Consider the following 25,164-nt stretch of genomic DNA (forward strand, 5'->3'; position numbering starts at 1 on the left):
CATTCGGCCGCGTCGGAATAAGCAGCGCGCGCGGGCACAAGTCGCGTCGCGCTTGGTTCAGATCACGAACCGAACTCAATCGCGAAATGGCAAGCTTCTGACCCTCGAAACAACGTTCCGCAGCCAGGGCTTCCTTCCGCTGTCGGCATATTCCGCTCTCGGCGATGGCCGGTCGGTCGCGCTATCGGGCGATGACGGCTCGATCGACTGGTGGTGCGTCCCCAATCTGGATTCGCCGCCGCTGTTCGATCGCCTGCTCAGCCCGGAAGAAGGGGGTCGGTTCGCGATCGTCCCATCCGGCCCCTATTCGGTCGAACGGCGATATCTGGAGGGCAGCAACGTCCACGAGACGATCTTCGTCACCGAAACGGGCCGGGCGAAGCTTGTCGAATGCATCAACAGCGGATCGGCAGGCCGCCTGCCGTGGTGCGAGCTGGCCCGCCGGATCGAGGGGCTGGACGGTCATGTCCGCCTCGACGTGGAGATCCGCTTCGGCACGCGCGCCGACACATGTTGCCCGTATCTCATCTCAAGCCGCGCGGGGCCGGTCTTCCACGCGGGCGACGTCCTTGGCCTGATCCGCCGCAGCGATGGGTTCGTGGTCGATCGCGAGGACGATCTGGTGTTCCGCGCGCATATCTCGGTCAGCCCCGGCGACCGCGCGCTGATCGCGATCATCGCCGGCGAAAGCGAGCCACTGGTCGTTCCGACGATCGACGAGATCGACCGGCGGATCGACATCTCGCACAAGGAATGGGGCGAATGGTCGGCGCGGATCGGCTATGACGGGCCTTATCGCGATCTGGTCCTGCGCAGCGCCCTCGGGCTGAAGATCCTGCTTTATTCGCCGACCGGCGCGATCGCCGCCGCCGCCACCTCGTCGCTGCCCGAGCGGATCGGCGGCGACAAGAATTACGACTATCGCTACGCCTGGGTACGCGACGCGAGCTACACGATCAGGGCCTTCCTCGGCATCGGCGCGGATGCGGAGGCCAAGGCGGCGCTGACCTGGCTCATCCGCCGCATCACCGATCATGGCGCCAAGGTCGTCTACACGCTCGACGGCCATCTTATTCCCGCAGTGACCGACGTCGATCTACCCGGTTATCGCGGATCGCGCCCGGTCCGCATCGGCAATGCCGCCGGCGAACAATTCCAGCAGGGCGTCTACGGCGACATCTTCGAGATGGCCTATCGGTTCGTCGAGCAGAACAATATCCTCGACGCCCGCACCGCGGAAACGCTGTCCAAGCTGGCCGACGAATGCGCCGATGGCTGGCGCCGGCGCGATTCGGGCATGTGGGAATTGCCCGAGCAGCGGCATTACACGATGTCGAAGATCAGCTGCTGGCAGGCGATGAACCGCGCGGTGCAACTGGCCGACGACGGCCATCTGCCGACGACCTGCCGCGAACGCTGGTCGCGGGAGCGCGATCGCATCGCCGCCTGGATCGGCGAACATTGCTGGTCGGAGGAGAAGCAGGCTTATACCGGCTGGGCAGGCAGCGACACGCTCGACGCCTCGCTCGCGCTGGCCGTCCGCTTCGGGTTCGAGGATTGCGGGCGGCTGGAACGCACGATCGACGCGCTCGATCGGGAGCTTGGCGCGGGGCCCTTCCATTATCGCTACACGGGGATGTCGGAGGAGGAAGGCTGCTTCCTCGCCTGCAGCTTCTGGATTGCCGAAGCCAAGGCGCTGCTCGGCCGGGGCAACGAAGCGCGCGACGCGTTCGAGGCGCTCGTCGCGGTGCTTGGTTCGGAAGGGCCTTATCCCGAAATGATCGACCCCGAAAGCGGATGCTGGCTGGGCAACATCCCGCAGGGCCTAACCCATCTCGCGATCATCGACGCCGCGCTGGCGCTGCGCGACCAGGCCTAGCGCGAGCAAGCGGGGCCGGACAGCGCGTCCGGCCCCGCGACGCTTCAGGCGATGCCGGCGCCGCCGGTCACGCCATAGACCTCGCCGTTGATGAAGCTGCCCTCCTGCGAAGCGAGCAGCACGTAGACCGGCGCGATCTCGACCGGCTGGCCCGGGCGGCCATAGGCGCTTTCCTCGCCGAACTTGACGACCTTATCGGGCGTCTGGCCGCCACTCGACTGCAGCGCCGTCCAGAACGGGCCGGGTGCGACGACGTTGGCGCGAATGCCATTCTTCAACAGCTGCTTGGCGAGCGCCTTGGTGTAGGCGACGATGCCGGCCTTGGTGGTGGCATAGTCCAGCAGGGTCTCCGACGGCTCATACGCCTGGATCGATGCGGTGGTGACCACCGACGCGCCCGCCGGCAGATGCGGGACCGCCGCCTGCACGATCCAGTGCATGGCGTAGAGATTGGTCTTCATCGTCGCGTCGAAGTCGGCCGAGGTGACCGCGTCGATCGACGGCCGGCTCTGCTGGTGGCCGGCGTTGATGACGAGCACGTCGAGGCCGCCGAGCCCCGACACCGCCTTGGCGACGAGCTCCCGGCACCAAGCCTCGTCGGTCACGTCGCCTTCCAGCGCGACGGCCGTGCGCCCCTCCGCCTCAATGAGTGCGATGACCTCCCTGGCGTCGCTCCCCTCGCTGGGAAGATAGGCGATGGCGACATCCGCGCCCTCGCGCGCGAACGCGATGGCGGCGGCGCGCCCGATCCCGGAATCGCCGCCGGTCACCAGCGCCTTGCGCCCGGTCAGCTTGCCCGAGCCCTTATAGCTCGTCTCGCCATGATCGGGCTTGGGATCCATGTCGGCGGCGAGGCCCGGCACCGGCTGCGGCTGGCGGGGGAAAGGCGGTTGCGGATATTGCGCGCGGGGATCCTGCATCGTCAGGCGGTCGGTCATTTGGCTCTCCTTGAAAGCGAGGGTGGTGGCCGGCTCAGATCGTCGTGACCGAGCCGGAATCGACGCGCATGTTGCTGCCGTTGACGAAGCTCGCACGCTCCGAGCAGAGGAAGGCGATCATGGCGGCCACTTCCTGCGGCCTGCCACGGCGCTTCAGCGTCATTCCGGGGCGCTCTTCCTCGAGGAAGCTTTGCACCGCCGCGTCGAAGCTGACGCCCTTTTCGGCGGCGCGCTTTTCCATCATCGCGTCGGTCATCGGCGTTGCGATGAAGGCCGGCGAGACGGTGTTCACCAGCACGTTGTCGCAGCCGTAGGCCTTCGACAGACCCTTCGCGAGATTGATGATCCCGGCCTTCGATGCGCAATAAGCGAGCTCGTCGATATAGGGTTGCACGCCGTCTTCGGACGCGATCAGGACGATCCGCCCCCATTTTTTCGCGCGCATCGCGGGGATCGCTTCGCGCGCCATCCGCACGGCACCCATCAGGTTGATGTTCAGCGTCTCAAGCCAGCCATCGTCGTCTACCTCGACGAAATCGCCGGTGGCGCCGGTGACGCCCGCCGCGTTGACGAGGATATCCGGCTCGCCGAGGGCCGCGCGAACCTGGCCGTAGAGCGCGCGCACGCTGTCGAGCTTCGTGACGTCTGCCTCGAACGCCACGACCTCACCGAAAGACCGCAGGTCCGCGAGGCTTTGCTGAAGCGTGCCGCCCGGCTGATCGCTGATCGCGACGCGCACGCCCTCTGCGAGAAGGCATCGTGCCGTTTCCTTGCCGATCCCGCTATCTGCGCCGGTCACAAGCGCGATCCGGCCTTCGATATCGAGCTTCATCGCCGCGATTGTCCTGTGCTTGGGGATAGCAGCAGGAAGGGCTCAGGCCGCGCGAAGTTCCCTGCGGAACGGCCTCACACCCAAAGACTTAGACGGAACCGAGGAAACGACGCGCGGAACGGATCGGCTGGCGGCCCTGGCGCCGGCCGCGCCCGACACCGCCGGATCATGAGGGCCCGGCGCGGCGCCTCAGCCCGCGGAAAGCGTCTTCTTCAGTGCCGAGCGCCAGCCGTCGATCAGCACCTGCCGATCCGCTTTCGCCATTTTCGGCTCGAACGACGCCCCTTGCGTCCATGTCCGCGAGAGCGCGTCCAGGTCGGGCCAGACACCCGTGGCCAAGCCCGCATGGAATGCCGCACCCAGCGCGGTCGTCTCGAGATGCTTCGGGCGCTCGACGGTGGTCTCGAGCATGTCCGCGAGGAACTGGCAGAGCCAGTCGTTCGCCGCCATGCCGCCGTCGATGCGCAACGTGGCGGGCGCGCTGCCGCCGTCGGCGATCATCGCCTCCGCCAGATCGAGCGTCTGGTAGCCCACCGCCTCCAGCGCGGCACGCGCGAGATGTGCCGCCGTCGCGCCGAGCGTCAGCCCGAAAATGGCCCCGCGCGCATCGGGATCCCAGTGCGGCGCGCCCAGCCCAACGAAGGCGGGGACCATGTAGACGCCGTGGCTGTTCGGAACCTGCGTCGCCATGTCGTTGGTCTGGCGCGCGCTGGTGATCACGCCGATCCCGTCGCGCAGCCACTTGATCGCCGCGCCGGCAACGAAGATCGAGCCTTCGAGCGCGTAGGTCATCTTGCCGTCGAGGCGATATGCGGGCGTCGTGAGCAATCGGTTCTCGGATTCGATCGGCGTCTCGCCGGTGTTGAGCAGCACGAAGCAGCCGGTGCCGTAGGTCGACTTCACCATGCCCTTGGCGAAGCAGGCCTGGCCGAACAACGCCGCCTGCTGGTCGCCCGCCATGCCGGCGATCGGAATTTCGGCGTCGAACAGGCCGGGCTCGGTCGTGCCGAACAGATGGCTGTTGTCGTGCACCTCGGGGAGGATCGCCTCCGGCACGCGCAGCAGGCGGCACAATTCGTCGTCCCAGCTCTGGCGACGAATATCGTAGAGCAAGGTGCGCCCGGCATTGGTGACGTCGGTCGCGTGCACCTTGCCGCCGGTCAGGCGCCACAGGAGGAAGCTGTCGATCGTACCGAACGCCAGTTCGCCCTTCTCGGCTTGCGCGCGCGCGCCGGACACCTGATCGAGAATCCAGGCGAGCTTGGTGCCGGAAAAATAGGGATCGAGCAGCAGGCCGGTCTTGGCGCGCACCATCGGCTCCGCCCCGTCGGCCTTCAGCTTCTGGCAGATGTCCGCCGTGCGGCGATCCTGCCAGACGATCGCGTTGTAGATCGGCTTGCCGGTCGCGCGCTCCCACACCACCACCGTCTCGCGCTGGTTGGTGATGCCGATCGCGGCGATATCCTTGGCGGACAAGCGGCTCTCGGCGACGGCCTCGCGCGCGGTGGCGAGCGTATCGCGCCAGATATCCTCGGGATCATGCTCGACCCAGCCCAGCTCGGGATAATGCTGCTGGAACTCGCGCTGCGCGGTGGCGACCGGCGTCGCGTGCTGGTCGAAGACGATGCTTCGGGTCGACGTGGTGCCCTGATCGATCGCCAGGATGTGCGTGGGCTGTGCCAAGGGGCCTCTCCTCTAAGTCTGTTCAGCGCGCCGACGGCGACGCATCGCGCGGGGGCAGATAGGGTTTGATCAGGAAGCTGTAGAGGCTCGCGCCCGCCACCCCGCCGGCGAGTGGTCCGCAGATCGGCACCCACCAGTAATTTTGCGGCGCCGGCAACGCCTGATCGCCCCAGCCCATCAGCCAACAGAACAGGCGCGGGCCGAAATCGCGCGCCGGATTGAGCGGCCACGCTTCCAGATAGCCCGCCGAGGCGCCGATGCACGCCACCAGCAACCCGATCATCAGCGCGCTGGAATTGGCCATCGGCGCCGACGTGTTATATTCGTCGGTGATCGCGAAGATGCCCAGCATCAGGATGCCGGTGAGGATCACCTCGTCCCAGAAGGCGTGAATCGGCGTGATGCCGGTGTTCGGATGCGTGAAGAACACGCCGGCCGCGCCGCCCGCATCGCGCCCGACATCGTGCAGCGCATTGAAGGCGTCGATCGTCGGCGAGAACATTTGATAGACGAGCGCGGCGCCGATGAACGCACCTGCAATCTGCGCGGCGACATAAGGCAGCGCCTTGGCCTTCGGAAACTTCCGGAACAGCACCAGCGCCAGTGTCACCGCCGGATTGCCGTGCGTGCCGGACACCGCGCCCGTCACGTAGATCGAAAGCGTGACCGCCAGGCCCCAGGCGATGCACACGCCCCAATAGGCCGTCGCATAGGGGCTCGGATCGTACAGCGCGTACATCGCGGCGGCCGAATCCCCCAGCGTGATGACGATCGCCACCGCGACGCATTCGGAAATCAGTTCGCCGAAAAATCGCCTCGCCGGAGTCATTGCGCCGATCCTCTCATCCTTATCCCCGCTTCCTTTCACCCGTTTCGTTTGAACGTCAACAAGCTTCGTTTGGAGCGTTCATTGCGCATAATAGCTTTCGTATGTATATGAAACGAACGCGCAGCATCGCCTGCCGGTTTCGCTCGAAGGCTTGCCATGGAAGATATGAACAGGGTCGATCTGCTGATCGTCGGCGGCGGGATCAACGGGGCGGGCATTGCACGCGACGCGGTCGGGCGCGGCCTGTCGGTGCTGCTCGTCGAGAAGGATGATCTGGCGAGCCACACCTCGTCCGCCAGCACCAAGCTGATCCACGGCGGCCTGCGCTATCTGGAATATGGCGAGATCCGCCTCGTGCGCGAGGCGCTGATCGAACGCGAGCGCCTACTCAACATGGCGCCGCACATCATCTGGCCGCTGCAGTTCGTGTTGCCGCAGACCAATTCACCGCGCCCCGCATGGATGGTCCGGCTGGGCCTGTTCCTCTACGACCATCTCGGCGGTCGCAAGAAGCTGCCGGCGACGCGCACCGTCAGCCTCGATCGCGACCCCCTCGGCAAGGGCCTCAAGCCCGGCAAGCCGCGCGCCTTCGTCTATTCGGACTGCTGGGTCGAGGACAGCCGCCTCGTCGTCCTCAATGCGCGCGATGCCGCGGATCGCGGCGCCGACATCCTCACGCATACGTGTCTGGTCGATGCGGTGCGCGAAGACGGCGGCTGGTCCGCGACGATCGAGGATGCCGCCGGCCGCCGCACGGTCAAGGCCCGCGTGCTCGTCAACGCCGCTGGGCCGTGGGTGGCGGACGTGCTTTCGAAGGTGCCCGATGCGCGCGAGGATCGCGGCGTCCGCCTTATCAAGGGCAGCCATATCGTCGTGCCGCGCTTGTTCGAGGGCAGCCACGCCTTCCTGCTCCAGAACCCCGACAAGCGCGTCGTGTTCGCGATCCCCTATGAGGGCGAGTTCACGTTGGTCGGCACGACCGACGAGGCATGGGAGGGCGCGCCCGGCCGTGCCACGATCGACGATGCCGAGACTTCCTATCTGCTCCAGACGGTCGAGCGCTATTTCGAGAAGCGCGTCGAGGCCAAGGACATCGTCTGGACCTATTCGGGCATCCGCCCCCTCTATGACGATCACGCCGCCAATGCCTCGGCGGTGACACGCGATTACGTGCTCGACCTGGATGCGGAGGATGGTCGGGCGCCGATGCTGAGCATCTTCGGGGGCAAGATCACGACCTATCGCAAGCTTGCCGAGCATGCGTTGGAGAAGCTTGCGCCCTTCTTCCCGCAGGCGAGCGGCGGCTGGACGGCGAGCAAGCCGCTGCCCGGCGGAGACATTCCGGGCGCCGATTTCGACGCCTATGTGGATCGTGCTGCTCAGCAGCGCCCGAAGCTCCCTCGCCTGCTGATCCGCCGCCTTGCGCGCGCCTACGGCACGCGGATCGATGCACTGCTGGGCGAGGCGAAGACCATCGCCGATCTCGGGCAGCATTTCGGGGCGGGCCTCTACGCCGCGGAACTGGATTATCTGGTCGATCAGGAATGGGCGACCAGCGCGCAGGATGTTCTTTATCGCCGCAGCAAGCTTGGTCTGCATGTGCCGGCGGGTGCGGACGCGGCAATCGATGCCTACCTCGCCGCATATCTGTCGCAGCGCGACCGTCCGCGGGCGGCCGCCACCGACCGCGCGATCGGATGATCGAATGGCGCGGACGCTGACGGGCTCGTCTTCCGACACGCCGAGCCCGGCGGGATCGGCCGAGATCGTCGCCGCGCGCCATCGCCGGATCCTCGATCTTGCGCGCCACGCAGGCAGCGTCACGGTCGAGCAGCTTGCCGAAAGCCTCGCCGTCACGCCGCAGACGATCCGCAAGGATCTGAACATCCTCGCGCGCCAGAGCATGTTGTCGCGCGTGCATGGCGGCGCGATGATCACGTCGGGCGTCGACAATATCGCCTACGATACGCGACGGACTGTCGCCACGCGCGAGAAGGCGGCGATCGGCGCCGCGGCGGCGAGGCTCATCCCCAACGGCGCGTCGCTGTTCATCAACATCGGCACGACGACCGAGGCGGTCGCGGCGCATCTGGGCGATCATCGCGACCTGATGGTGATCTCCAACAACCTCAACGTCGTCGACATGCTGGCCGGGCATAAGGGGATCGAGATGATCGTCGTCGGCGGCCGGATCCGCGCGCATGATCGCGCCGTCGTCGGCGCGCTCGCCATGGAGTTCATCAACCACTTCAAGGTCGATTTCGCCCTGATCGGCGCCTCCGCGATCGACCGCGACGGGACGTTGCTCGATTTCGACGTGGACGAGGTGAAGGTGTCGCAGACCATCATCCGCAACGCCCGCGAAGTCATCCTGGTCGCGGACTCGTCGAAGATCGGCCGCCCCGCGCCCGTCCGGATCGGCAACGTCACCGACATGGATTTCCTCGTGACGGACGATCGGGCCGACGCCGCATTGCTTGCACTTTGCGAAAGAAGCGACGTGCGGGTGATCAAGACGAAGGCCTAAGAGCCGATCGCAGACGCCGTGCTGTGGATCCCGGAAGAGTGGTGCGACCGCCAGCGCTTATTTGAACCTTACGCCCGCGCCCGCCATGATCCGCTGACGCGCCGTATGATCGGCATAGCCCGAATAGACATATTGGGCGTTCACGTAGAACATGTCGGTCAGGCTGTATTCGACACCGCCGCCACCTTGGAAACCATCGGTGTGGATGTGGTTGTAATATCCACGCTCCGGACCGACGATGTTGCCGTTGACGTAGAACAGGTTGGTCGTCGGGTTGAAGCTCTTGCGCTGCTCGCTGTTGACGTAGCCGCCCTTGCCGAAGATCAGCAGCTTGGGCGTGATCAGGTAGCCCGCGCGGATCGCGCCGCCAAACTCCTCGAACGATTTATCGTGGACGAGACCGCCGTTGAGACCGGCCGAGTTATTCTCACTGCCCTTGTTGGCGGTCCAGTAGCTCGCCTCCGCGCCAACGACGATGCGATCGGCGAACACGCCGTCGAAGCCGGCGGTGCCGCCATAACCGAACTTGTCCGTGTGGATCGCCTGCGACTGGAACCGATCGCCACCGACATTGCCCTCCACACGAAAGCCGCGGAACGTACTCGGCATGCCGAAGTCGAAGGCTTGGGCCGCAGGCGCGGCGGCGACGGCGGCGAGCAGGCCGAGCAAAGTGGACGTACGCATGTCAGAACCCCTTCTGTTGAGGTGGGAGTAGTTCGGTGGTGGACGCGGCGCTGGTTACGCAGTGAATGTCGGCAATGCGGCGCCGGCCGCCGACGCGATCGAGCTGGACGATCACGTCGATCATCGATCGGGCGTAGGCGATGGTGTCGGCGCGACCGAGGCCGAGGCCGGCCTGCATGACCATCAGCGCCAATTGCTCCAGCGCGCCCGCGGCCGAATTGGCGTGGATGGTGGTGAACGAGCCGGGATGGCCGGTGTTGATCGCGCGCAGGAAGCTGACTGCCTCCACGCCCCGCAGCTCGCCCAGTACGATCCGGTCCGGCCGCAACCGCAGCGCGGCCTGCAGCAGGTTGTCGGTGGTGACGCGCGCCTCGCCCAGCTCGCCCTTGACCGCGACGAGGCCGAGGCCATTGGCGGCGCGCAGCCGGATCTCGGGGGTGTCCTCGACGAGGACGATCCGTTCGTGTGCGGGCACCTCGGCCAGCAATGCGTTGAGAAAGGTCGTCTTGCCCGACGACGTGCCCCCACTCACCAGGATGGTGCGGCGATCACGCACCATCCTGCGCAGGAAGGCGACGGGGTCGGCGCGCCGGTCCGGCATGGGAGCGGGCGTTTCAGGCGTCGCGCCATCGCCGGCATAGGCGTCGAGCGGCATGTCGAGCATGCGGTGGCGGCGGATCGCCATCGCCCAATGGCCGCGCGTGGCCGACGGCGCGACGAACTGGACGCGCGCGCCATCGGGCAGGGTCGCCCCCAGCAATGGCTGCTCGCGGTTGATCCCCTGGTGGCTGGCGCGCGCAATCTGCTCGGCCAAACGCTTGATGTGCCGATCGTCGACGTCCGGCAGCGCGAACCGCTCCATGTGCACGGCGCCGCCATGCTCGATCCACGCCTCGCCCGGCTGGTTGATCAGGATCTCGGTGACATCCTCGCGTTCCAGCCACGGCCGGAACGGCGCGAGATAGGCACCGAGGAAGACATTCGGTTCGTCGAGCGCATGCAGCGTGGCGGTCATTCGCCGACGCCCTCCGTGCCCACGGTCGAGAAATCGAGGTCGCGCGCGGTGAAGATCCGGATCGGCTGCCCCTGCGCCACACGGATCGTCGGCGGGATTGCGGTGTCGCGTTGGGCAGCGACCGACGCCGCGCTCTGCCCGCCGGAGGACAGGACCACCGACGTGCCGCTGCTCGCCAGCGCGCCGACACCGCCGACCACCGTCAGCAGCACCGCCGAACCGAAGCGCTTCATGAAATGCCCGTCGACCTTGCCGGTCAGACCAGCGCTGCCCGAAAAATCGACCGCGGGCGAGCCGAGTGCGACCGACACGCCGTCGGGCCGGATGATCCGCGTCCAGATGATGTAGGCGCGCGTCTGGCCGGCGGCGAGACCCGATTTATACTGGCCGATCAGCCGCGACGATCGCGGGATCAGCACCTGGCTGCCGTCGAACGAGCGCACGTCGCGGCTGACGAGCGCGCGGGCATAGCCCGGCAGATCGGTATCGATCGCGGTTTCGAGTACCGCCGCGATCAGCGTGCCCTGCGTCACCGTCTGGGCCGGATTGGTCAGCCGGTGCGCGCTCGCCACCTGCACCTCGCCATCGCCGGCGCGGGCGGCGAACTGCTCGTTCTCGCCGCTGCCGACATTGGCGGTGCGTGGCGCGGCCGGTGCGTTCGGCATGACCGCCGGAGCCGCCGACGCGACCGGCGCCGGAAGCGGCGCGCTGCTCGTGTCGAACACCATGATCGGCGCGGGCTGGCGCGCCTCGTTGGGCGCGAGCGCCATCTGGTTCGCAACCGAGGGAACCGACGGCAGCAGCAGTGACGAAGGCGGCGCGACAACGGGCTTCTTGCCCGGCACGATGAATGCCTGTGCCGGGGTGATCCGGGGCGGCGGCGCAGGGCGGGCGGTGCGGTGGCCGCTCATCGACCAGAACGTCAGCCCGCCCAGCAGGAGCGCGATGCCGCTGCCGGCGAGCAGCCCCGCCCCATCCTTGCGCCGCCGCGCCTGCGCGACGATCGGATAGGCATTGTTGCTCGCCTCGATCAGCGCCCGATCGTCCAGTATCGCGCGCGGATCGATCCGATCCAGCGGATGCAGGATCAGCCGGGTCGGTTGCTTCGTGCTGCTCATCGTTGCGCACTCGCGGTTTGGGTAGAGGCCGGCGCCTGCCGCGCGGGCGCGGTGATCGTCGCCATCTGGCGGCCGGTGCGCAGGATCAATTCGGCCGGGACGCCGTCGACGACGATATAGTCGCCCGCGACGGTGTAGTTCACCGGCCCCTCGGCACCGTTCGGTCCGCGCGCGAGGATGGCCGGCAAGGTCGCGTCCTTCGCCCACGACAGATAGGTCGCGCGGCCGTCGTCGAACGATCGCGCGGGCAGAAGCGCGCGATCACCCTTGCCATGCCAGTCGAAATGGAGATCCGGGGGCGTGGGATCGGGTGCGGCGGGCTGGTTCACCGCCACCACGGTGACCGGCGGCGCAGGTGGCGGCGACGTGGCGGCGACCGGTGTCAGGGGCACCGGATAGCTGAAGCGCAGCATGTAAACCGGCGCCGTATTCGGGCTGCTGACCAGATCGAACAGATAGGTGCGCTGGTCGGTGACGACCGTCATGTTGCTGCGCGCGCGTGCGCTCGACGGCTTCACGAACAGCAGGTTGGCGCGCTTGTTCGGCGTCACCTGCCATGTGCTGGAATTGCCGACCGCGATATTCTCGATCCGCTCTTCGGGTGCGAAGGCGATGGTCGACTCGACGCCGGTCCGGCCGTGGAGCGTCACGACGTTGCTCGCCTCGTAGAGGCGCGTCGTGATCCGCGGATCGGCCAGGGCCGGGACCGCGAAACTTATGGCGAGCAGCGCGAGCAGCTGCGACGGCCGGATCATGCGAGCCTCCCTTTGCCGATGGCCGGCGCGGGCAGCGCCCGAGGACGGAAGCGCGCGCCCACGCCGTGAACCCGCATGTCAGTGGCGATCGTGGGCGCGGGCGTGCCGTTGATGGAGATCACCTGCGCCGATCGATGCTGGCTGGAGACCGGCCCCGCCGCGACGATGGCGCCGGCGGGGTCCGACGATCGCAGCCCTGTCACCAGCGCCCGCACGCGGTCATCGGCATGGGTCGAGCTGGAGACGATCGCTGAGGAGGAAGCTGCCGGCGACACGGCCGCGATTTGTGTGCCGGTCTGCGCCCGATCGTCGCCGCGCTCGCGCGCCGTCCCGGGCAGGCGCCACCCGCCGACGAGGGTCGTGGCGGTGCGGAGCGCCATCACCATCAGCGCGAGATAGACCGCCGCGCCGAGGAACAGCACGCCGACGAGCCGGCTGGACGGCTCGGCCCCCTCCATCGCGACCGCACGCGCGACCGGCGCGAGCGCGATCACCGCCCCGCCCCCGATCAGCACCGCGAGCAACGGCGTGACCGCAAACAGCACCACGGCCTTCAGCCAGCCCTCGAACAGGCCGCGCGTCGGACCGAACAGCGCCAGCGTGATGAACACCGGGCCGAGCGCGAGCATCGCCGCAAGCGCGATCTTGCTGGTGACGAGCACGCCGACCGTACCGAGCATCAGCATCACGGAGGATAGCGACAGCACCGTCGCCGCGGTGAAGCCGCCCGCCATCGGCGTCGCGGGCGTGATGCCGGTCGCGCTCGGCGCAGCGGGGCGGCTGGCGGCGTCGGCGGCGTCGGACACAATCGTGAACAAGCCATCCAGGCGATCGGCGAAGGCGGTGGTGGCGGAGCCGCGAGCCCCTGTCAGGACGCCCGCAATCTGGTCGGGCGCGCCGGTCGCCAGCGTCCACACGACGTTCTGATAGGCCGCCCACGATGTCGCGAAGGTCAGCACGAGTCCCAGCGTCATCATGCGCGGCGTCAGCGTGCCGATGCCGACGCGCGTGCGGCCGGTGAGCAGGCCGATCGCGAAGAAAGCGACGTAGAGCGTCAGCAGCAGGGTCAGCGCCGGCAGCAGCCGCCCGTCGGCGCCGAACAAGCGGCCGAAGGCGAAGGCGGTCGCCTCCCCCGTCTGGCAGTCGACGCTGCGCAAAGCTGCCGACAGCGCAGCGCCGCCCTCGCCACCGATCAAGGCCGGGCACCCGCTCATTCGGCGGCCTCGGCATAGTCCGGCATCGCGCGATCCGCCGGCCACGGCTGGCCGACGAGCAGCGGATACCAGTCGGCCGGATCGTCGCCGACCTGCGCGCGCAGCATGTCCAGCCGGCGCACGCTCGCCTCGCGGCCCGACAGCACGGTCAGGATGTCGGGCATGCCCGCCAGATCGAGCCGCGCCACCACCGAATGATTGGCATGGCGCACAAGGAAGCAGCGGCTGTGCGCGGGCAATTGCCGGATCAGCTCGAGTTCGTGCGGCGACAGTCCGAAGCCGGTGCAATAATCCTCGGCGCGCGCCTTGGGGTTGGGCGTGAAGATCATCGTCGCGGTCTGCTCGACCAGCGCGCTTGCGATCCGGCTGTCGAGCGCATCGCGCGCCGACTGCGTGGCGAAGCCGACGATGGCGTTGCGCTTGCGCAGCGTCTTCAGCCAGTCGCGGATGCGGGCGGCGAAGACGGGGTCGTCGAGCGCCTTCCAGCCTTCGTCGATCAGGATCGTCGCGGGCGTGCCGTCCAGCCGCTCGTCCACGCGGTGGAACAGATACATCATCGCCGGCGTGCGCAAGGCCGGCGCGTCGAGCAGAGCGGTCATGTCGAAGCCGATCGTGCGCGCGTCGAGATCGAGCCGATCCTCGGCATTGTCGAACAGCCAGGCATGTTCGCCAGTACCGATCCACGCCTCCAGCCGATGCGCGAGATCGCCCGGCTGCGGTCGGCGGCTGCCGCCCAGCAGCTCGCGGAAATAGCGCAGGCGGCGGAAGGCTGGATCCGCCTCGAAGCAGGCGTCCACCGCGGAGGCGACCGTCGCCTGCTCCTCGGCACCGTCGACGCCCAGCAGCACGCCCAGCCAGTCGCGCAGGAAGGCGCGATTCACCGCGCTGTCGGGCAGATGGAGCGGGTTGAGCCCGCTCGGCTCGCCCGGCAGCAGCCGGCTGTAGCGGCCTCCCGCCGCCCGCAGGAAGATCTCGGCGCCGCGATCCTTGTCGAACAGGATGGTGCGCGGCGCGAAGCGCTGCGCCTGCGCGGCGAGGAAGTTGAGCACCACCGTCTTGCCCGATCCCGACGGACCGACCACCGTGAAGTGGCCGAGGTCGCCCTCGTGGAAGTTGAAGAAATAGGGGGTGGCGGCAGTCGTCTCGAGTACCGTGACCGCCTCACCCCAATGGTTGCCCGACGCGCGGCCGATCGCCAGCCCATGCAGCGACAGGAAACCGGCGGCGTTGGCGGTCGAGATCAGCGCGCGGCGGACGAGATAGGCCTCGTTGCCGGGCAATTGCCCCCAGAAAAGCGGCTCGAGGTTCAGATCCTCGCGCGTCGCGACCGCACCGAGATCGGCCAAAGCCGCGCCGGCCGAGGCCATCGCATCGTCGAGCGCCGGCAGGCTGTCGGCGCGCATCAGCAGCGAAAGGTGATGATCGCCGAACCCGATCTGGCCCGCGCCCAGCGCGTCCTTCGCAGCGAGCATCTCGCGCCGCTCCGCACCGGCCTCCTCGTCGGCGGACCGCAGCCGGCGCAGCGCGAGGTCGATCCGCTCGCGCGCGATCTGGCGGTCCGCGGGCGCGAAACTCTCGGTCAGCACCATTTCGTGCGGCAGGCGCAGCACATTGTCGATCAGCCCCGCCCGCGTCGCGTCGGGATAATCCTTGATCGAGAGCATGCCCGAAAAGTCGCGGCCGTCGGTGCGCCGCGTCTCGATCGCCTCCAGCCCGAAGCTGACGCGGGCATAAGGGATATGCCGGCCGAGATCGGCTTCGGCCGACGGCACGCGCACTGGCCGCATCTCGCCATTGTAGAGCGCCGACAATATCTCCAGCGGCTCCGAGCAGGAGCCGCCCGGCCCGTCATAGATGCCCATGCCGCGCGCGCCATAGGGTTCCAGCCCGGCGATCAACGCGGTGACGGCGGCGTCGAGCGCGCGTTGGTCGGCGGGATCGACGCCCTCCCGGCCCGCGCCGAAGCGACGACGCACCCGGTCGACCCAGCCGCTCTTGCCGCGCGCCGGCCGGCGCACCAGCGTCAGCACCTGCTCGTTCACGAACAGGCGCCGCTCCTCCAGGCGCTGCTGCCAGCGCTCGTTCAATGCGGCGGCGAACGGATCGTCGAACGTGCCGTCGACCGTCACCGACACGCGGCGGCGGATGACATGGTGGTATACGACGAAGCGCGCATCCAGCACGCTGCGCAGCACGGTTTCGCGAACGGCGAGATGATGATCGAGCGCCTGCGAATCCTCGGTTTCGAACGGCAGGCCCGGCACCTGGATCATGCGCATCAGCGCGCCGTCGCGCAGCCGGATCGTGGCATCGTCGACGTGGACGGCGTAAGGCAGCCGGTCGCCCGCCTTCGCTTCCTTAGCGGCCCATGCCGCCGGTCCGATCCACGTCGCCATCGTCGGTCCTTCCCGCGCCTCAGGGCGCGTAACTGTTGCAGCCCCAGCGCTTCCAATTGGCGGTGCGCGGGCAGCGGCTGACCTTGGTCAGCCACAGGTCGAAGATGCGCGGCTCGCGCAGGCAGGCGAGGTAGCCGCCGGCATGCACCAGCAGCGCCACCGGCAGCGCGAGGAAGCTGCGCGAGATCAGGAATGCCTCGGTCGTCACCGCCGCGTTGAGGATGAAGAAGCTGTAAGTGACGCCCGCGAACATCTGCGGGCGGGTCAGCGCGCGGAAGACAGGAGCGCGGGCGAGCATCGCTCAGCGGCTCTGCGCGGCGGTGGACTGGATACCCGACACGATCGCCGACGCCCCGAACAGGACGAAGCAGCCGACGATCACCGTCGCGCCGTAGCGCCAGTTCACGCGGCCGGTCAGCATCATGAAGCCGACCATCGCGACAGCGATCACCGCGACTGCCGTCGCGACGTTGCCGAGCAACGTCCCCTGCAGCCAGCCGAGCGCCGACACGATCGGGCCCGATCCGGCGGGGTCACCCGAGGCCTGCGCCAGGGCCGCGGTCGGCACGAATGCGGCGGCGAGGGCATAAAGGCGGTTGACCGGCAGCGAAGCGGCCAGCGCCGGCGAATGATGCTTCTTCATCGGACATCTCCTTGGACAGAAGCGGCGTCCGACCGTCCGAGCCGGTCGATGATCGACGCCACGTAGGTGCGTGTTTCGGCGATGGGGGGAATGCCGTTGGCCTTCAGCACGCGCGCCGGCCCGGCATCGTAGGCGGCGAGCGCGCGCTCGACGTCGCCGTCGAACAGATCGAGCATCTGACGGAGGTAATGCGCAGCGCCCGCCAGATTGGCGCCCGCATCGTGCGGATCGACCGCGAGCGCGCGCGCCGTCGCCGGCATGAGCTGGGCGAGGCCGATGGCGCCCTTCGAGGATAGCGCCGCCGGCTGCCACCGGCTTTCGTGCCAGACGAGCGCCGCGAGCAGGCTCGGGCTGACATCGTAGCGGCGTGCTGCATCGAGCAGAGCGGACCGGAACCGTTCGGGCGCCTCCGGTGCGCCGACCAGGGTCATGGCACCGTTCGGCAGCGCACCGTCCTGGGGGGCATCGATCCGATCGCCATCGTCGGGCGCCGCGTCCGCATCGCGGATCGACCACGGTGCCTGGGCGGTGACGCCGCGCGCATGCACCACCCCGTCCGCGGCGACCTCGAACACGTCCGCCATCGCAGGCCCGGCCGCGGCGGACGCCACGGCCGATGCCAGCAACAGTTCGAGGAGGATGCCGTTCGCCATGATCAGATCGCCGCCCTCAGCTCGCCGTGCTGAGGTTGATCGTGCCGTTGACGCCGTTCGGGAAGAACCCGCCCTTCTGCGCCGCCAGCTTGGTCAGGTAGACGATGTCGAGCACCTGCCCCGTTGTGCGGCTGTAGGCGAGGCCGTTGCTGTCGGTCGGCACGATGTTCGACGCGCCGTTCGATCCCTGGATGCCCTGATCGTCGTCGCTCGCGCCGTCGAGGCTGTCGCGCGCGGCCGAAATCTTCTCGGTCGCGGTGATGAGCGTCGGCGCCTGCAGCCCCTTGCCGTAAAGCACGGTACGGATCAGGCCGGCATGATAGGCCTCGGCCGCGAGGATGCCGGCGGCCGCCTCCAGATAGGTGCTGTTCTTGATGAGCGGCGACGCGCCCTTGTAGGCGGTGACGCCCACATCCTCGAAGATGAAGGCGCCGAGCAGGAAATTCTCGTCGCTGGCATAGGGATCGAACACCTGTCCCTGCGTGATCAGGCCAGCGGCGACCGCCGCGCTGGAGAAAGCGCCGGTGGCACTCGCGCTGATGTCGATCGCCGGCTGGGCGACCGCCGCGCTGCCGAGCGCGGTACGCAGGAAGGCGACATGGGCGCGCTCGTCGCCCGCAATCTCGTTGGCATATTGCGCGACGACCGGATCGGTGAAGGCGACCTTGCGCCCGCCCGTCACCGTCCCTTGCGTACCCATCCCGCCGAGCATGCTCTGGTCGAGGCCCGCGCCGGTGGTGGCGAAGACGTAGAATTGCGCCTCGAGATATTCGAGGTTGAGCGCGAAGTTTAGGATGTCGCCGTCGCCGACCACGGTCGATGGCGTGGTGGGGGTGGCAGCGCCCGTGCTGGTCTTGTTGTCGTCGCCGCAGGCGGCGAGCAGGCCGGCGCCTGCCGCCGCCGCGGTCGCGCCGCCGGCGAACTTCAGGAATTGCCGCCGCTCTTCGCGCCTTTTGGCCTGCCGTTCGAACACTTCGGCGATCAGATGATGCTGGTTCATGTGGGGATCCTCTCTCGGGTCCGCTGCGCTCAGTTGGCGGTGCTGGTTGCGATCGTGCCGTTCACCCCGCTGGGGAAGAACCCGCCCTTCGAGACCGCACCGCTGTTCAGGTACACGATGTTGAGGACGTGGCCGGTCGTGCGGCTGTAGGCGATGCCGTTGGCGTCCAGCGGGACGATGTTGCTCGCGGTGCCGGTTCCGCGAATGCCCTGATCGTCGTCGCTCGACCCGTCGAGGCTGTCGCGCGCCGCCGAGATCTTCTCGGTCGCGTCGATCAATGCCGGCGTCGCGATGCCCTTCTGATAGAGCGTCGTCCGGACGATGCTCGCATGATAGGCTTCGACGGCGAGGATGCCTGCGGCCGCCTCGAGATAGGTCTTGTTGTTGATGAGCGGCGCCGCGCCCTTGTAAGCGGTGACCCCGACATCCTCGAAGATGAAGGCACCGAGCAGGAAGTTCTCGTCGCTCGAATAAGGATCGAACGACTGCCCCGCGCCGATCAGCCCGGCCGCGCGCGCCGCGCTGGAAAATGCTCCGCTCGGGTCCGTCCCGACGTCGATCGCGGGCTGCGCGACTGCCGAGGCTCCAAGCTGGGTGCGCAGGAAGGTGACGTGCGCCACCTCGTCCTGCGCGATCTCCTTGGCGTAGGCTGCGACCGCCGGATCGGTGAAGTTCACCTTGCGACCGCCCGTGACCGCGCCCTGTGTTCCGGTGCCGCCGAGCATGGTCGACGGCAGGCCCGTGCCGAAGACGGCATATTGGTAGAATTGCGCCTCCAAATATTCCAGGTTCAGCGCAAAATTGAGAATGTCCGCGTCCGTGATCGCAGTCTGGGCATCCGCGCGACTCAGAATGCTGCCCGCAGCGATCCCCCCGGCGGCAGCAGTAATCGCCCCAAATGCCTTGAATAGAGCTCGTCGGCTTTCTCTGCGTTGTGACCGTTCTTCGAGCGCTTCGAGTAGCGCGAGCTGATCCGCCATGATTATGTGCTCCTGCAGACGTAGGCAGAGAGCTTGCATGTTTTCAGGATAGTAAAAAGCAGCTTTGGCAGGAGGTACGTTAGCGTACCGCCCGCCGCCAATTTTCCAATGATTTCGAATTGGTTCCATTAAATTAACATGCGACGCATCCGGGCGTCAGCGGGCTCCGTATATGATCTGAAACGAGCGGAGAGGACGCACGTGCAGGGGAACGAGCCGAGGCTGGTGGCATCCAGCAGCAATCTGTTGTTGCGTCGATTATCGCCCGCCGATCAGGCGTTGCTCGAACCGTTCGCGGAAACGGTTACCGTGCAGCGGGGTGCCAGGCTGTTCAGCCCCGCCGACCGACTGAGCGACTTCTATTTCCCGGAGAGCGCCATTTTCTCGCTGGAGGAGCAGGTTGGCCAGTCACGCCACATCGAGGTGGCGGTGATCGGCCGCGAGGGCTTGCTCGGCTGGCCGGCCTTGCTGGGATCCGACGTCATGACCCATGCAGTGGTCGCGCAGCTTCGCGCAGGCTCGACGCTGCGCATCGCGGTCGAGCCGCTGCGGCGTCACTGCGGCGTGCGTGTGCTCGATGCCCTGCTGCAGTTCGTCCATCTCATCATCGTGCAGATGGGCCGATCGATCGCCTCGCATCTCCACGATACGGTCAACAAGCGCATCGCCCGCTGGCTCCTCATGCGGCATGATCGCCTCGGCGGTGACGTGCTGCTCGTCCAGCATGACGAGATCGCCGCCAATCTGAGCGTGCGTCGCGCGAGCATCACGGATGGCTTGCACATGCTGGAAGGCGAATTGCTGATCCGGTGCAATCGCGGCAGGATCCTGATCCGCGATCGCTCGGCGCTGGAAGAGCGTGCCGGCGACGCTTATGGCGAAGCCGAGGCTCAATATCGGAATCTGATCGCGCCGTTCGGCAAGTCGGCCGGCTGTCGATTAATTGCGGCCTAGCATCAACATGCCGGTCGATCGCCGACCCCGCATGGCACAGCTCCCCGGCGCCATTCGGCAATCGCCTGTTCTTCGCGCATCATCAGCGCCTTTTCGGCCGGTGTCAGCGATCGTCGCGGGAGCCTTTGCGCTGCGGCCTGGTTGAGGCGCCTGGTTTCCATGCGGTCGAGACGGTGCGCCTCGTCTTCGCCTGCAGCCGCGAGCGACGGCGAAGCGAGCGCCAGAAGCGGGCAAAGCCACCATGCACGCATCACGCATCCTCTTGCTACCGCTTGCGGGCACGAACCGGGGATCGGCGCGTTTGTCATCTTGTAGCGGGGAACTTGCGGTGACGAACAGCAGCATTGACGCCGCGGCGGTCAATCACATCATCGACGACGACGGTCGGTTGAAATCGACCGTCCGCAGGGTGGCGCAGGGTGAAGTGGCGGCGCTGCATGATCTTTATACAGCGACGTCCGGCCGCCTGTTCGGGCTCTGCCTGCGCATCGCGCCGGGACGGCAGGATGCCGAAGACGTATTGCAGGAAATCTACCTCACCATCTGGCGCCGCGCGGCCACGTTCGATCCGGGTCGGGGAAGCGCCATGGGGTGGCTCGTCGCCATCGCGCGCAATCATGCCATCGATCGACTGCGCCTCGTGACCCGCGTCTCGATCGAGCCGATCGAGCCCGGCGACGACGTGCCCGACGCCGCACCCCTCGCCTCCGATCTCGTCGAACAGCGGCAGGAGACCGGCCGGCTGCTGATGTGCATGGATCGTCTGGGGCCATTCGAGGCGCGCCTGATCCGCTCGGCATTTTACGAAGGGGCGACCTATGCCGAACTGGCAAGCCGGGCCGCGACACCGCTCGGCACGATCAAGAGCAAAATCCGCCGCGCACTCCTTAAGTTAAGGGAGTGCATGCAATGACCCAGACCATGCCGAACGAGGACGATATCATCGCCGCAGCCGAGCTGTCGCTTGGTCTCCTGCCGTCGACCGAGCGACTGGCTCTGACGATGCGGGTCGCCCACGACCCGGCCTTCGCCGCTATCAAGGCCGGGTGGGACGATCAGCTTAGCCACATGGCCGACGGGCGCGAGGAGCAGCCGCCGACGCGCATATGGGAAGGCATCGATGTGGCACTCCGCGCGGAGCGTTCGATGCGCAGCGCAGGCAAGCGCCCTTGGCAGATCTCGACTGCGCTCGCTGCTGCGGCGGCTCTGGCCTTCGCCGTCGTCGCGTTCGAGCGACCGAGCCCGTCAAGCCATCCAGGCGTGCAGCAAGCCACCGCCCACGCGCGTCCGCTGGTCGCCATTCTTTCCGGCAAGTCCGACGCGGCATCGGTGACCGTCGGCATCAATCCCGCCGACGGCACGATGCTGCTCGCGGCGAACGGGCTTTCGACCGACGGGCACGCGGCGGAGCTGTGGGTGGTGCCGGCCTCCGCCAAGCCGGTGTCGCTGGGGCTCGTGCCACTCCCCCACCCCACGTGGCGCTCGTTCAAGCCGATCGCCGCGCCCATGCTTCAGCCCGGGGCGACGCTCGCCATTTCGCTGGAACCGATCGGTGGTTCGCCGACCGGACAGCCGACCGGCCCGATCATCCTGACGGGCACTATCCGCGGGGGGTGAACGGACCCGGTTCGGGCGCCCGGCGTGGCCGCAGCGTGCGAGCTGCGGGATGCCGCGCGCGCTTCGCCCATATCCCGCTATGCAAATTGCGTAAAAAGCTGCGGGATCGCCGTTAACCGCCGCTTATTCTAACCTTGCGCTAACTTCCTGCTGTTACGCCTCGCGTCGATATCCAATCGATTCTGAGCGGGGAGCGCAATGTCGAATCTGTCCATAAGTAAAAAACTGCTGGTCTGCTTCGGCGCCTTGCTGGCCGCTTTCCTGATGGTCAGCGCTCTCGCGATCACGAAGCTCGGCGGTATGGCAGATACTGCGCACGATCTTGGCGTGGAGCGCCGCGCGAAGCTGGAAGCGGCGGCGACGATCAACACCGCGGCATCGGATCTGCGCGTGGCCGAAGCCTACGAGATCCTGGCCGATGACCCCGCCTCTCTGAGCGAAGCGGCCAAGATGATCGCCGATCAGCGGCGACTGATCTCGGATCAGGCAAGCTGGCTCGACGCTCACATCAACATCCCGGCGGTGCGCAGCGCGCTGGCCGAATTCAAGCAGCAGGTCGCCGCCTATCAGGAGCGATCCGATCAGGTCAGCGTGCTGGCGAAACAGAATCTCGACCCGCAGGCGATCGCGGCGTTCCGCGCCGACAAGTCCACCTACGACACGATGAATACCTCCGCCGTGGCGCTCCAGACGGCGCAGTCCGCGGTGATGAACGAGAGTGCGCAGGCCGCCGAGGAAACGTACAAGACGGCGCGCGCGATCATCATCGCGGCAGCCCTGGCATTTGTCGTGCTCTGCATCGGGATGCTCGTCATGCTCGTGAACGCAATCGCAAAGCCGATGAAGCTGGTGACGGACGGCCTTGGTGCGCTGTCGCGCGGCGACATGAACGCACGGGCGGATGTGGGTCAGCGCGCCGATGAGATCGCCAGCCTTGGCCAGGCCATGACCGGGCTCCGCGATCAGCTGGCGGCTGCCGAGCGATCCAAGGTCGAACAGACGACCTTGATCGTGGACAGCATCGGAAAGGGACTTTCCGGGCTGGCGCAGGGCGACCTGGTTTCGCGGGTGGATGCCGACCTCGACGGCCCGTTCGCCAAACTGAAGAGCGATTTCAACGACGCCGCCACGTCGCTCCAGGCGACCATGTCGCAGGTCGCGGAGGCAGCCGCCGGCATCAACACCGGCGCAGGCGAGATTCGTCAGGCATCCGACGACCTGTCGCAGCGCACCGAGCAGCAAGCGGCGGCATTGGAAGAGACCGCGGCCGCGATGGATGAAATCACCGCGACGGTTCGCACCAGCGCCGAGAATGCCGGCCGCGCCAACGATGCCGTTCACCAGGCGCGCCAGGAGGCCGAGCATTCGGGCACCGTCGTGCGCAGCGCGGTCGAAGCCATGGGCGGGATCGAGCGGACGTCGAACGAGATTTCCGAGATCATCTCAGTCATCGACGGCATCGCGTTCCAGACCAACCTGCTCGCGCTGAACGCAGGCGTCGAGGCGGCACGCGCAGGCGACGCCGGCAAGGGCTTCGCCGTCGTCGCGTCCGAAGTCCGTGCCCTGGCGCAGCGCTCCGCCGAAGCGGCCAAGGACGTGAAGTCACGCATTACCGCTTCGTCCGAGCAGGTCGATGCCGGCGTGAAGCTGGTCGGCGAAACCGGCAAGGCGCTGGAACGCATCATCAACCGCATCGGCGAGGCGAGCTCGCTGGTTTCCGAAATCGCGAGCGCGACCGAGCAGCAGGCGAGTGGCCTCCACCAGGTCAATACCGCGGTGTCGGAAATGGACAGCGTGACCCAACAGAATGCGGCGATGGTCGAAGAGGCGACCGCCGCTGCGCGCAGCCTGGCCGGCGAGGCAGACGGCCTGACGCGGCAGATCGCCCGCTTCCAGACCGGCAGCGTGTCGGCCGCATCGGGCTCCCCCGTGCACCAGCTGCAGGAGCGCGCCGCCAATGCCGGGCGTCGCATCGCCAAGCCCGCCCCCCGCCGCGCCGGCAATGCCGCCGTCGCGGTCGCGCAAGACAATTGGTCCGAGTTTTAAAGGGTCCACGCCGTGACGCTTCAACAACTCATCACCTTTCAACTCGGCGACCAGGTTCTGGGCGTGGACATCATGGCCGTCCGCGAGATCCGGGCATGGTCGCCCGCCACGCCCTTGCCCAACACGCCGCCGCACGTTCGCGGCGTCGTCAATCTGCGTGGCGTCGTGTTGCCGGTGCTGGACCTGCGCCATCTTCTCGGCTGGGGCCGCACCGAACCCTCCGGCCGGCACGTCATTGTCGTCGTCCAGATCGGGCCCCAATTGCAGGGGCTTATCGTCGACGCCGTGAACGATATCGTCTCGATCGATCGCGACGAGCTGCAATCCCCTCCGGCATTGGGTGGCGATACCATGCAGGCGCTGATCGAGGGCATCGCGACGACCGACGAACGGATGGTGACGGTCATCGCGCTCGGCGGTCTGGAAATCGGCGCCCTGAGCGAGGCGGCGTGATCGCCGGCCGCTCGGTCAATTTGTTGGCGTCGGAAGCGCATGGGGTCGCGCGCGAACGCTGATCGCCGTGCGGCGCCTGTGCGCAGGCGCCGCACGATGTCGTCAGATATTGCTCATGCCGCCGTCGATGATCAGTTCGCTGCCAACCGTGTAGCGGCTCTCGTCCGAGGCGAAATGGACCACCGCGTCGGCAATCTCGCGCGGCTCGCCGAAGCGTCCGGCCGGGATGGCGCCGATCAGATAATCCTTCATGCCGGAAAGATCGGCATCGGATAGGCCCAGCTTGCCGTAGAGCGGCGTTACGACCGGCCCCGGGCTCACGACGTTGACGCGGATACCGTGCGCGATCAGCTCGCCGGAGAGCGTACGCGCCATCGAGATGAGCGCTGCCTTGGTTGCCGCATAGACGATCGAGTTGGGCTTACCCAGCCGGGCATTGATCGAGCCGTTGAGGATGACCGAGGCCGGATTGCCCAGCACAGGCACCAGCGCCTGAACCAGGAACAACGGTCCCTTCACGTTGACCGCGAACGAGCGGTCGAACCCGGCCTCGTCCCACGCCGCCAGCGGGCGGAAGTCGGCGATGCCGGCATTGACGAACAGAATATCCAGACGCCCGAACGCCGAGCGGATCGTCTCTGCGATAACGCCTGGTGGGCGATGTCGCCGGCGTCGGCCTGAATGGTAAGGACATCGCCCAATTCGGCTTTGGCCGCGGCCAGCTTCTCCTCGCTTGTGCCGGTAATGGCGACGACGGCGCCCTCCTCGATGAAGCGACGGGCGGTTGCGAGGCCGATGCCGCTGGTGCCGCCGGTGACGAGGGCGAATTTCCTGGCGAGACGGGTCATGGGAAGCTCCTTCGATCGGAAGCCGGCGGTCATCGCGTCGGCGATAGGCATCACCTAATCGATCGGCGCGGCTTGATCGATGGGCGAAAGATGGCTCATT

Annotated in this window: 26 protein-coding genes; 8 read left to right on the top strand and 18 right to left on the bottom strand. The window is 67.3% G+C overall.

The window, feature by feature from the left end; all coding sequences use genetic code 11:
- Positions 1–52: 52 nt before the first annotated feature.
- Positions 53–1,879: a glycoside hydrolase family 15 protein gene (locus tag K8P63_RS12200; RefSeq protein ID WP_317629308.1), complete on the top strand. Its 1,827-nt coding sequence runs from the start codon at positions 53–55 to the stop codon at positions 1,877–1,879.
- Positions 1,880–1,923: 44 nt separating this feature from the next.
- On the opposite strand, the gene K8P63_RS12205 is transcribed toward K8P63_RS12200, so the two are convergent.
- From K8P63_RS12205 to K8P63_RS12220, 4 genes are all read right to left on the bottom strand, one after another.
- Positions 1,924–2,817 (bottom strand): SDR family oxidoreductase, encoded by an 894-nt coding sequence (locus K8P63_RS12205; RefSeq protein WP_223796301.1) that lies wholly within the window; start codon positions 2,815–2,817, stop codon positions 1,924–1,926.
- Positions 2,818–2,851: 34 nt separating this feature from the next.
- Positions 2,852–3,649, bottom strand: a complete 798-nt coding sequence (locus K8P63_RS12210; RefSeq protein ID WP_223796302.1) for an SDR family NAD(P)-dependent oxidoreductase — start codon at positions 3,647–3,649, stop codon at positions 2,852–2,854.
- A 189-nt stretch (positions 3,650–3,838) separates the two neighbouring features.
- On the bottom strand, positions 3,839–5,332 hold the full coding sequence (glpK, locus tag K8P63_RS12215) for a glycerol kinase GlpK (RefSeq protein WP_223796303.1): 1,494 nt from the start codon (positions 5,330–5,332) through the stop codon (positions 3,839–3,841).
- Between the two features lie 22 nt (positions 5,333–5,354).
- Positions 5,355–6,161 (bottom strand): MIP/aquaporin family protein, encoded by an 807-nt coding sequence (locus K8P63_RS12220; protein ID WP_223796304.1) that lies wholly within the window; start codon positions 6,159–6,161, stop codon positions 5,355–5,357.
- A gap of 165 nt (positions 6,162–6,326) precedes the next feature.
- Here K8P63_RS12220 and K8P63_RS12225 point away from each other — a divergent pair, with 165 nt between their 5' ends.
- Together K8P63_RS12225 and K8P63_RS12230 are read left to right on the top strand one after the other, a co-directional pair.
- Positions 6,327–7,862: a glycerol-3-phosphate dehydrogenase gene (locus K8P63_RS12225; protein ID WP_223796305.1), complete on the top strand. Its 1,536-nt coding sequence runs from the start codon at positions 6,327–6,329 to the stop codon at positions 7,860–7,862.
- 4 nt (positions 7,863–7,866) lie between these two features.
- Entirely contained in the window at positions 7,867–8,688 is an 822-nt protein-coding gene (locus K8P63_RS12230) for a DeoR/GlpR family DNA-binding transcription regulator (RefSeq protein WP_223796306.1), read from the top strand.
- Between the two features lie 57 nt (positions 8,689–8,745).
- On the opposite strand, the gene K8P63_RS12235 is transcribed toward K8P63_RS12230, so the two are convergent.
- The 11 genes from K8P63_RS12235 to K8P63_RS12285 are packed head-to-tail and all read right to left on the bottom strand — an operon-like array spanning position 8,746 to position 19,146.
- Positions 8,746–9,372 (bottom strand): outer membrane protein, encoded by a 627-nt coding sequence (locus K8P63_RS12235; RefSeq protein ID WP_223796307.1) that lies wholly within the window; start codon positions 9,370–9,372, stop codon positions 8,746–8,748.
- A gap of 1 nt (position 9,373) precedes the next feature.
- Positions 9,374–10,387 carry a P-type DNA transfer ATPase VirB11 gene (gene virB11 / locus K8P63_RS12240; protein WP_223796308.1) on the bottom strand — a complete coding sequence of 338 codons (1,014 nt, stop codon included), beginning with the start codon at positions 10,385–10,387 and terminating at the stop codon, positions 9,374–9,376.
- Positions 10,384–11,505, bottom strand: coding sequence for a TrbI/VirB10 family protein (locus K8P63_RS12245; RefSeq protein WP_223796309.1), 1,122 nt, complete (start codon positions 11,503–11,505; stop codon positions 10,384–10,386). Before K8P63_RS12245 ends, virB11 begins: the two co-directional genes overlap by 4 nt.
- On the bottom strand, positions 11,502–12,260 hold the full coding sequence (locus K8P63_RS12250) for a TrbG/VirB9 family P-type conjugative transfer protein (protein ID WP_223796310.1): 759 nt from the start codon (positions 12,258–12,260) through the stop codon (positions 11,502–11,504). Before K8P63_RS12250 ends, K8P63_RS12245 begins: the two co-directional genes overlap by 4 nt.
- Positions 12,257–13,474 (bottom strand): type IV secretion system protein, encoded by a 1,218-nt coding sequence (locus K8P63_RS12255; protein ID WP_223796311.1) that lies wholly within the window; start codon positions 13,472–13,474, stop codon positions 12,257–12,259. Before K8P63_RS12255 ends, K8P63_RS12250 begins: the two co-directional genes overlap by 4 nt.
- Complete coding sequence (locus K8P63_RS12260; protein ID WP_223796312.1) at positions 13,471–15,870, bottom strand: VirB4 family type IV secretion/conjugal transfer ATPase; 2,400 nt, start codon at positions 15,868–15,870, stop codon at positions 13,471–13,473. Before K8P63_RS12260 ends, K8P63_RS12255 begins: the two co-directional genes overlap by 4 nt.
- 19 nt (positions 15,871–15,889) lie before the next feature.
- Entirely contained in the window at positions 15,890–16,168 is a 279-nt protein-coding gene (locus tag K8P63_RS12265; RefSeq protein WP_223796313.1) for a type IV secretion system protein VirB3, read from the bottom strand.
- Between the two features lie 3 nt (positions 16,169–16,171).
- Positions 16,172–16,513: a TrbC/VirB2 family protein gene (locus K8P63_RS12270; RefSeq protein ID WP_223796314.1), complete on the bottom strand. Its 342-nt coding sequence runs from the start codon at positions 16,511–16,513 to the stop codon at positions 16,172–16,174.
- A complete protein-coding gene (locus tag K8P63_RS12275) occupies positions 16,510–17,166 on the bottom strand; it encodes a lytic transglycosylase domain-containing protein (protein WP_223796315.1) in 657 nt (218 codons plus the stop codon). The genes K8P63_RS12270 and K8P63_RS12275 overlap by 4 nt, the downstream gene beginning before the upstream one ends.
- A 16-nt stretch (positions 17,167–17,182) precedes the next feature.
- On the bottom strand, positions 17,183–18,166 hold the full coding sequence (locus tag K8P63_RS12280) for a ferritin-like domain-containing protein (RefSeq protein WP_223796316.1): 984 nt from the start codon (positions 18,164–18,166) through the stop codon (positions 17,183–17,185).
- Positions 18,167–18,195: 29 nt separating this feature from the next.
- Positions 18,196–19,146, bottom strand: coding sequence for a ferritin-like domain-containing protein (locus tag K8P63_RS12285; RefSeq protein WP_223796317.1), 951 nt, complete (start codon positions 19,144–19,146; stop codon positions 18,196–18,198).
- A gap of 225 nt (positions 19,147–19,371) precedes the next feature.
- On the opposite strand from K8P63_RS12285, the gene K8P63_RS12290 reads away from it, so the two are divergent.
- On the top strand, positions 19,372–20,100 hold the full coding sequence (locus K8P63_RS12290; RefSeq protein ID WP_223796318.1) for a Crp/Fnr family transcriptional regulator: 729 nt from the start codon (positions 19,372–19,374) through the stop codon (positions 20,098–20,100).
- Positions 20,101–20,102: 2 nt separating this feature from the next.
- Here K8P63_RS12290 and K8P63_RS12295 read toward each other — a convergent pair whose 3' ends face one another.
- Positions 20,103–20,351: a hypothetical protein gene (locus K8P63_RS12295; RefSeq protein WP_223796319.1), complete on the bottom strand. Its 249-nt coding sequence runs from the start codon at positions 20,349–20,351 to the stop codon at positions 20,103–20,105.
- Between K8P63_RS12295 and K8P63_RS12300 the strand changes: the two genes are divergently transcribed.
- From K8P63_RS12300 to K8P63_RS12315, 4 genes are all read left to right on the top strand, one after another.
- On the top strand, positions 20,342–21,013 hold the full coding sequence (locus K8P63_RS12300) for a sigma-70 family RNA polymerase sigma factor (RefSeq protein ID WP_223796320.1): 672 nt from the start codon (positions 20,342–20,344) through the stop codon (positions 21,011–21,013). The genes K8P63_RS12295 and K8P63_RS12300 overlap by 10 nt on opposite strands.
- Positions 21,010–21,717 carry an anti-sigma factor gene (locus tag K8P63_RS12305; protein WP_223796321.1) on the top strand — a complete coding sequence of 236 codons (708 nt, stop codon included), beginning with the start codon at positions 21,010–21,012 and terminating at the stop codon, positions 21,715–21,717. The genes K8P63_RS12300 and K8P63_RS12305 overlap by 4 nt, the downstream gene beginning before the upstream one ends.
- A gap of 198 nt (positions 21,718–21,915) precedes the next feature.
- Positions 21,916–23,763, top strand: a complete 1,848-nt coding sequence (locus K8P63_RS12310; RefSeq protein WP_223796322.1) for a methyl-accepting chemotaxis protein — start codon at positions 21,916–21,918, stop codon at positions 23,761–23,763.
- A gap of 72 nt (positions 23,764–23,835) precedes the next feature.
- Positions 23,836–24,216 carry a chemotaxis protein CheW gene (locus tag K8P63_RS12315; RefSeq protein ID WP_263282726.1) on the top strand — a complete coding sequence of 127 codons (381 nt, stop codon included), beginning with the start codon at positions 23,836–23,838 and terminating at the stop codon, positions 24,214–24,216.
- Positions 24,217–24,318: 102 nt separating this feature from the next.
- Here the strand turns inward: K8P63_RS12315 and K8P63_RS20790 are convergent, their stop codons facing one another.
- Complete coding sequence (locus tag K8P63_RS20790) at positions 24,319–24,849, bottom strand: SDR family oxidoreductase (RefSeq protein WP_317629373.1); 531 nt, start codon at positions 24,847–24,849, stop codon at positions 24,319–24,321.
- Positions 24,732–25,115, bottom strand: coding sequence for an SDR family NAD(P)-dependent oxidoreductase (locus tag K8P63_RS20795; protein ID WP_263282636.1), 384 nt, complete (start codon positions 25,113–25,115; stop codon positions 24,732–24,734). The genes K8P63_RS20790 and K8P63_RS20795 overlap by 118 nt, the downstream gene beginning before the upstream one ends.
- Between the last annotated feature and the right edge of the window lie 49 nt (positions 25,116–25,164).

The sequence above is a fragment of the Sphingomonas nostoxanthinifaciens genome, from assembly GCF_019930585.1.
GTDB lineage: Bacteria > Pseudomonadota > Alphaproteobacteria > Sphingomonadales > Sphingomonadaceae > Sphingomonas_I > Sphingomonas_I nostoxanthinifaciens.

Excerpts from the sequence above, each read along its gene's own strand:
- K8P63_RS12285 (WP_223796317.1), bottom strand. The coding sequence starts at position 19,146 with ATGGCGGATCAGCTCGCGCTACTCGAAGCGCTCGAAGAACGGTCACAA.
- K8P63_RS20795 (WP_263282636.1), bottom strand. The coding sequence starts at position 25,115 with ATGCCTATCGCCGACGCGATGACCGCCGGCTTCCGATCGAAGGAGCTT.
- K8P63_RS12235 (WP_223796307.1), bottom strand. The coding sequence starts at position 9,372 with ATGCGTACGTCCACTTTGCTCGGCCTGCTCGCCGCCGTCGCCGCCGCG.
- K8P63_RS12210 (WP_223796302.1), bottom strand. The coding sequence starts at position 3,649 with ATGAAGCTCGATATCGAAGGCCGGATCGCGCTTGTGACCGGCGCAGAT.
- K8P63_RS12275 (WP_223796315.1), bottom strand. The coding sequence starts at position 17,166 with ATGGCGAACGGCATCCTCCTCGAACTGTTGCTGGCATCGGCCGTGGCG.
- K8P63_RS12260 (WP_223796312.1), bottom strand. The coding sequence starts at position 15,870 with ATGGCGACGTGGATCGGACCGGCGGCATGGGCCGCTAAGGAAGCGAAG.
- K8P63_RS12255 (WP_223796311.1), bottom strand. The coding sequence starts at position 13,474 with ATGAGCGGGTGCCCGGCCTTGATCGGTGGCGAGGGCGGCGCTGCGCTG.
- K8P63_RS12250 (WP_223796310.1), bottom strand. The coding sequence starts at position 12,260 with ATGATCCGGCCGTCGCAGCTGCTCGCGCTGCTCGCCATAAGTTTCGCG.
- K8P63_RS12295 (WP_223796319.1), bottom strand. The coding sequence starts at position 20,351 with ATGCGTGCATGGTGGCTTTGCCCGCTTCTGGCGCTCGCTTCGCCGTCG.
- K8P63_RS12305 (WP_223796321.1), top strand. The coding sequence starts at position 21,010 with ATGACCCAGACCATGCCGAACGAGGACGATATCATCGCCGCAGCCGAG.
- K8P63_RS12270 (WP_223796314.1), bottom strand. The coding sequence starts at position 16,513 with ATGAAGAAGCATCATTCGCCGGCGCTGGCCGCTTCGCTGCCGGTCAAC.
- K8P63_RS12225 (WP_223796305.1), top strand. The coding sequence starts at position 6,327 with ATGAACAGGGTCGATCTGCTGATCGTCGGCGGCGGGATCAACGGGGCG.
- K8P63_RS12245 (WP_223796309.1), bottom strand. The coding sequence starts at position 11,505 with ATGAGCAGCACGAAGCAACCGACCCGGCTGATCCTGCATCCGCTGGAT.
- K8P63_RS12300 (WP_223796320.1), top strand. The coding sequence starts at position 20,342 with ATGCACGCATCACGCATCCTCTTGCTACCGCTTGCGGGCACGAACCGG.
- virB11 (WP_223796308.1), bottom strand. The coding sequence starts at position 10,387 with ATGACCGCCACGCTGCATGCGCTCGACGAACCGAATGTCTTCCTCGGT.
- K8P63_RS12315 (WP_263282726.1), top strand. The coding sequence starts at position 23,836 with ATGGCCGTCCGCGAGATCCGGGCATGGTCGCCCGCCACGCCCTTGCCC.
- K8P63_RS12280 (WP_223796316.1), bottom strand. The coding sequence starts at position 18,166 with ATGAACCAGCATCATCTGATCGCCGAAGTGTTCGAACGGCAGGCCAAA.
- K8P63_RS12230 (WP_223796306.1), top strand. The coding sequence starts at position 7,867 with ATGGCGCGGACGCTGACGGGCTCGTCTTCCGACACGCCGAGCCCGGCG.
- K8P63_RS12220 (WP_223796304.1), bottom strand. The coding sequence starts at position 6,161 with ATGACTCCGGCGAGGCGATTTTTCGGCGAACTGATTTCCGAATGCGTC.
- K8P63_RS12265 (WP_223796313.1), bottom strand. The coding sequence starts at position 16,168 with ATGCTCGCCCGCGCTCCTGTCTTCCGCGCGCTGACCCGCCCGCAGATG.
- K8P63_RS12310 (WP_223796322.1), top strand. The coding sequence starts at position 21,916 with ATGTCGAATCTGTCCATAAGTAAAAAACTGCTGGTCTGCTTCGGCGCC.
- K8P63_RS12205 (WP_223796301.1), bottom strand. The coding sequence starts at position 2,817 with ATGACCGACCGCCTGACGATGCAGGATCCCCGCGCGCAATATCCGCAA.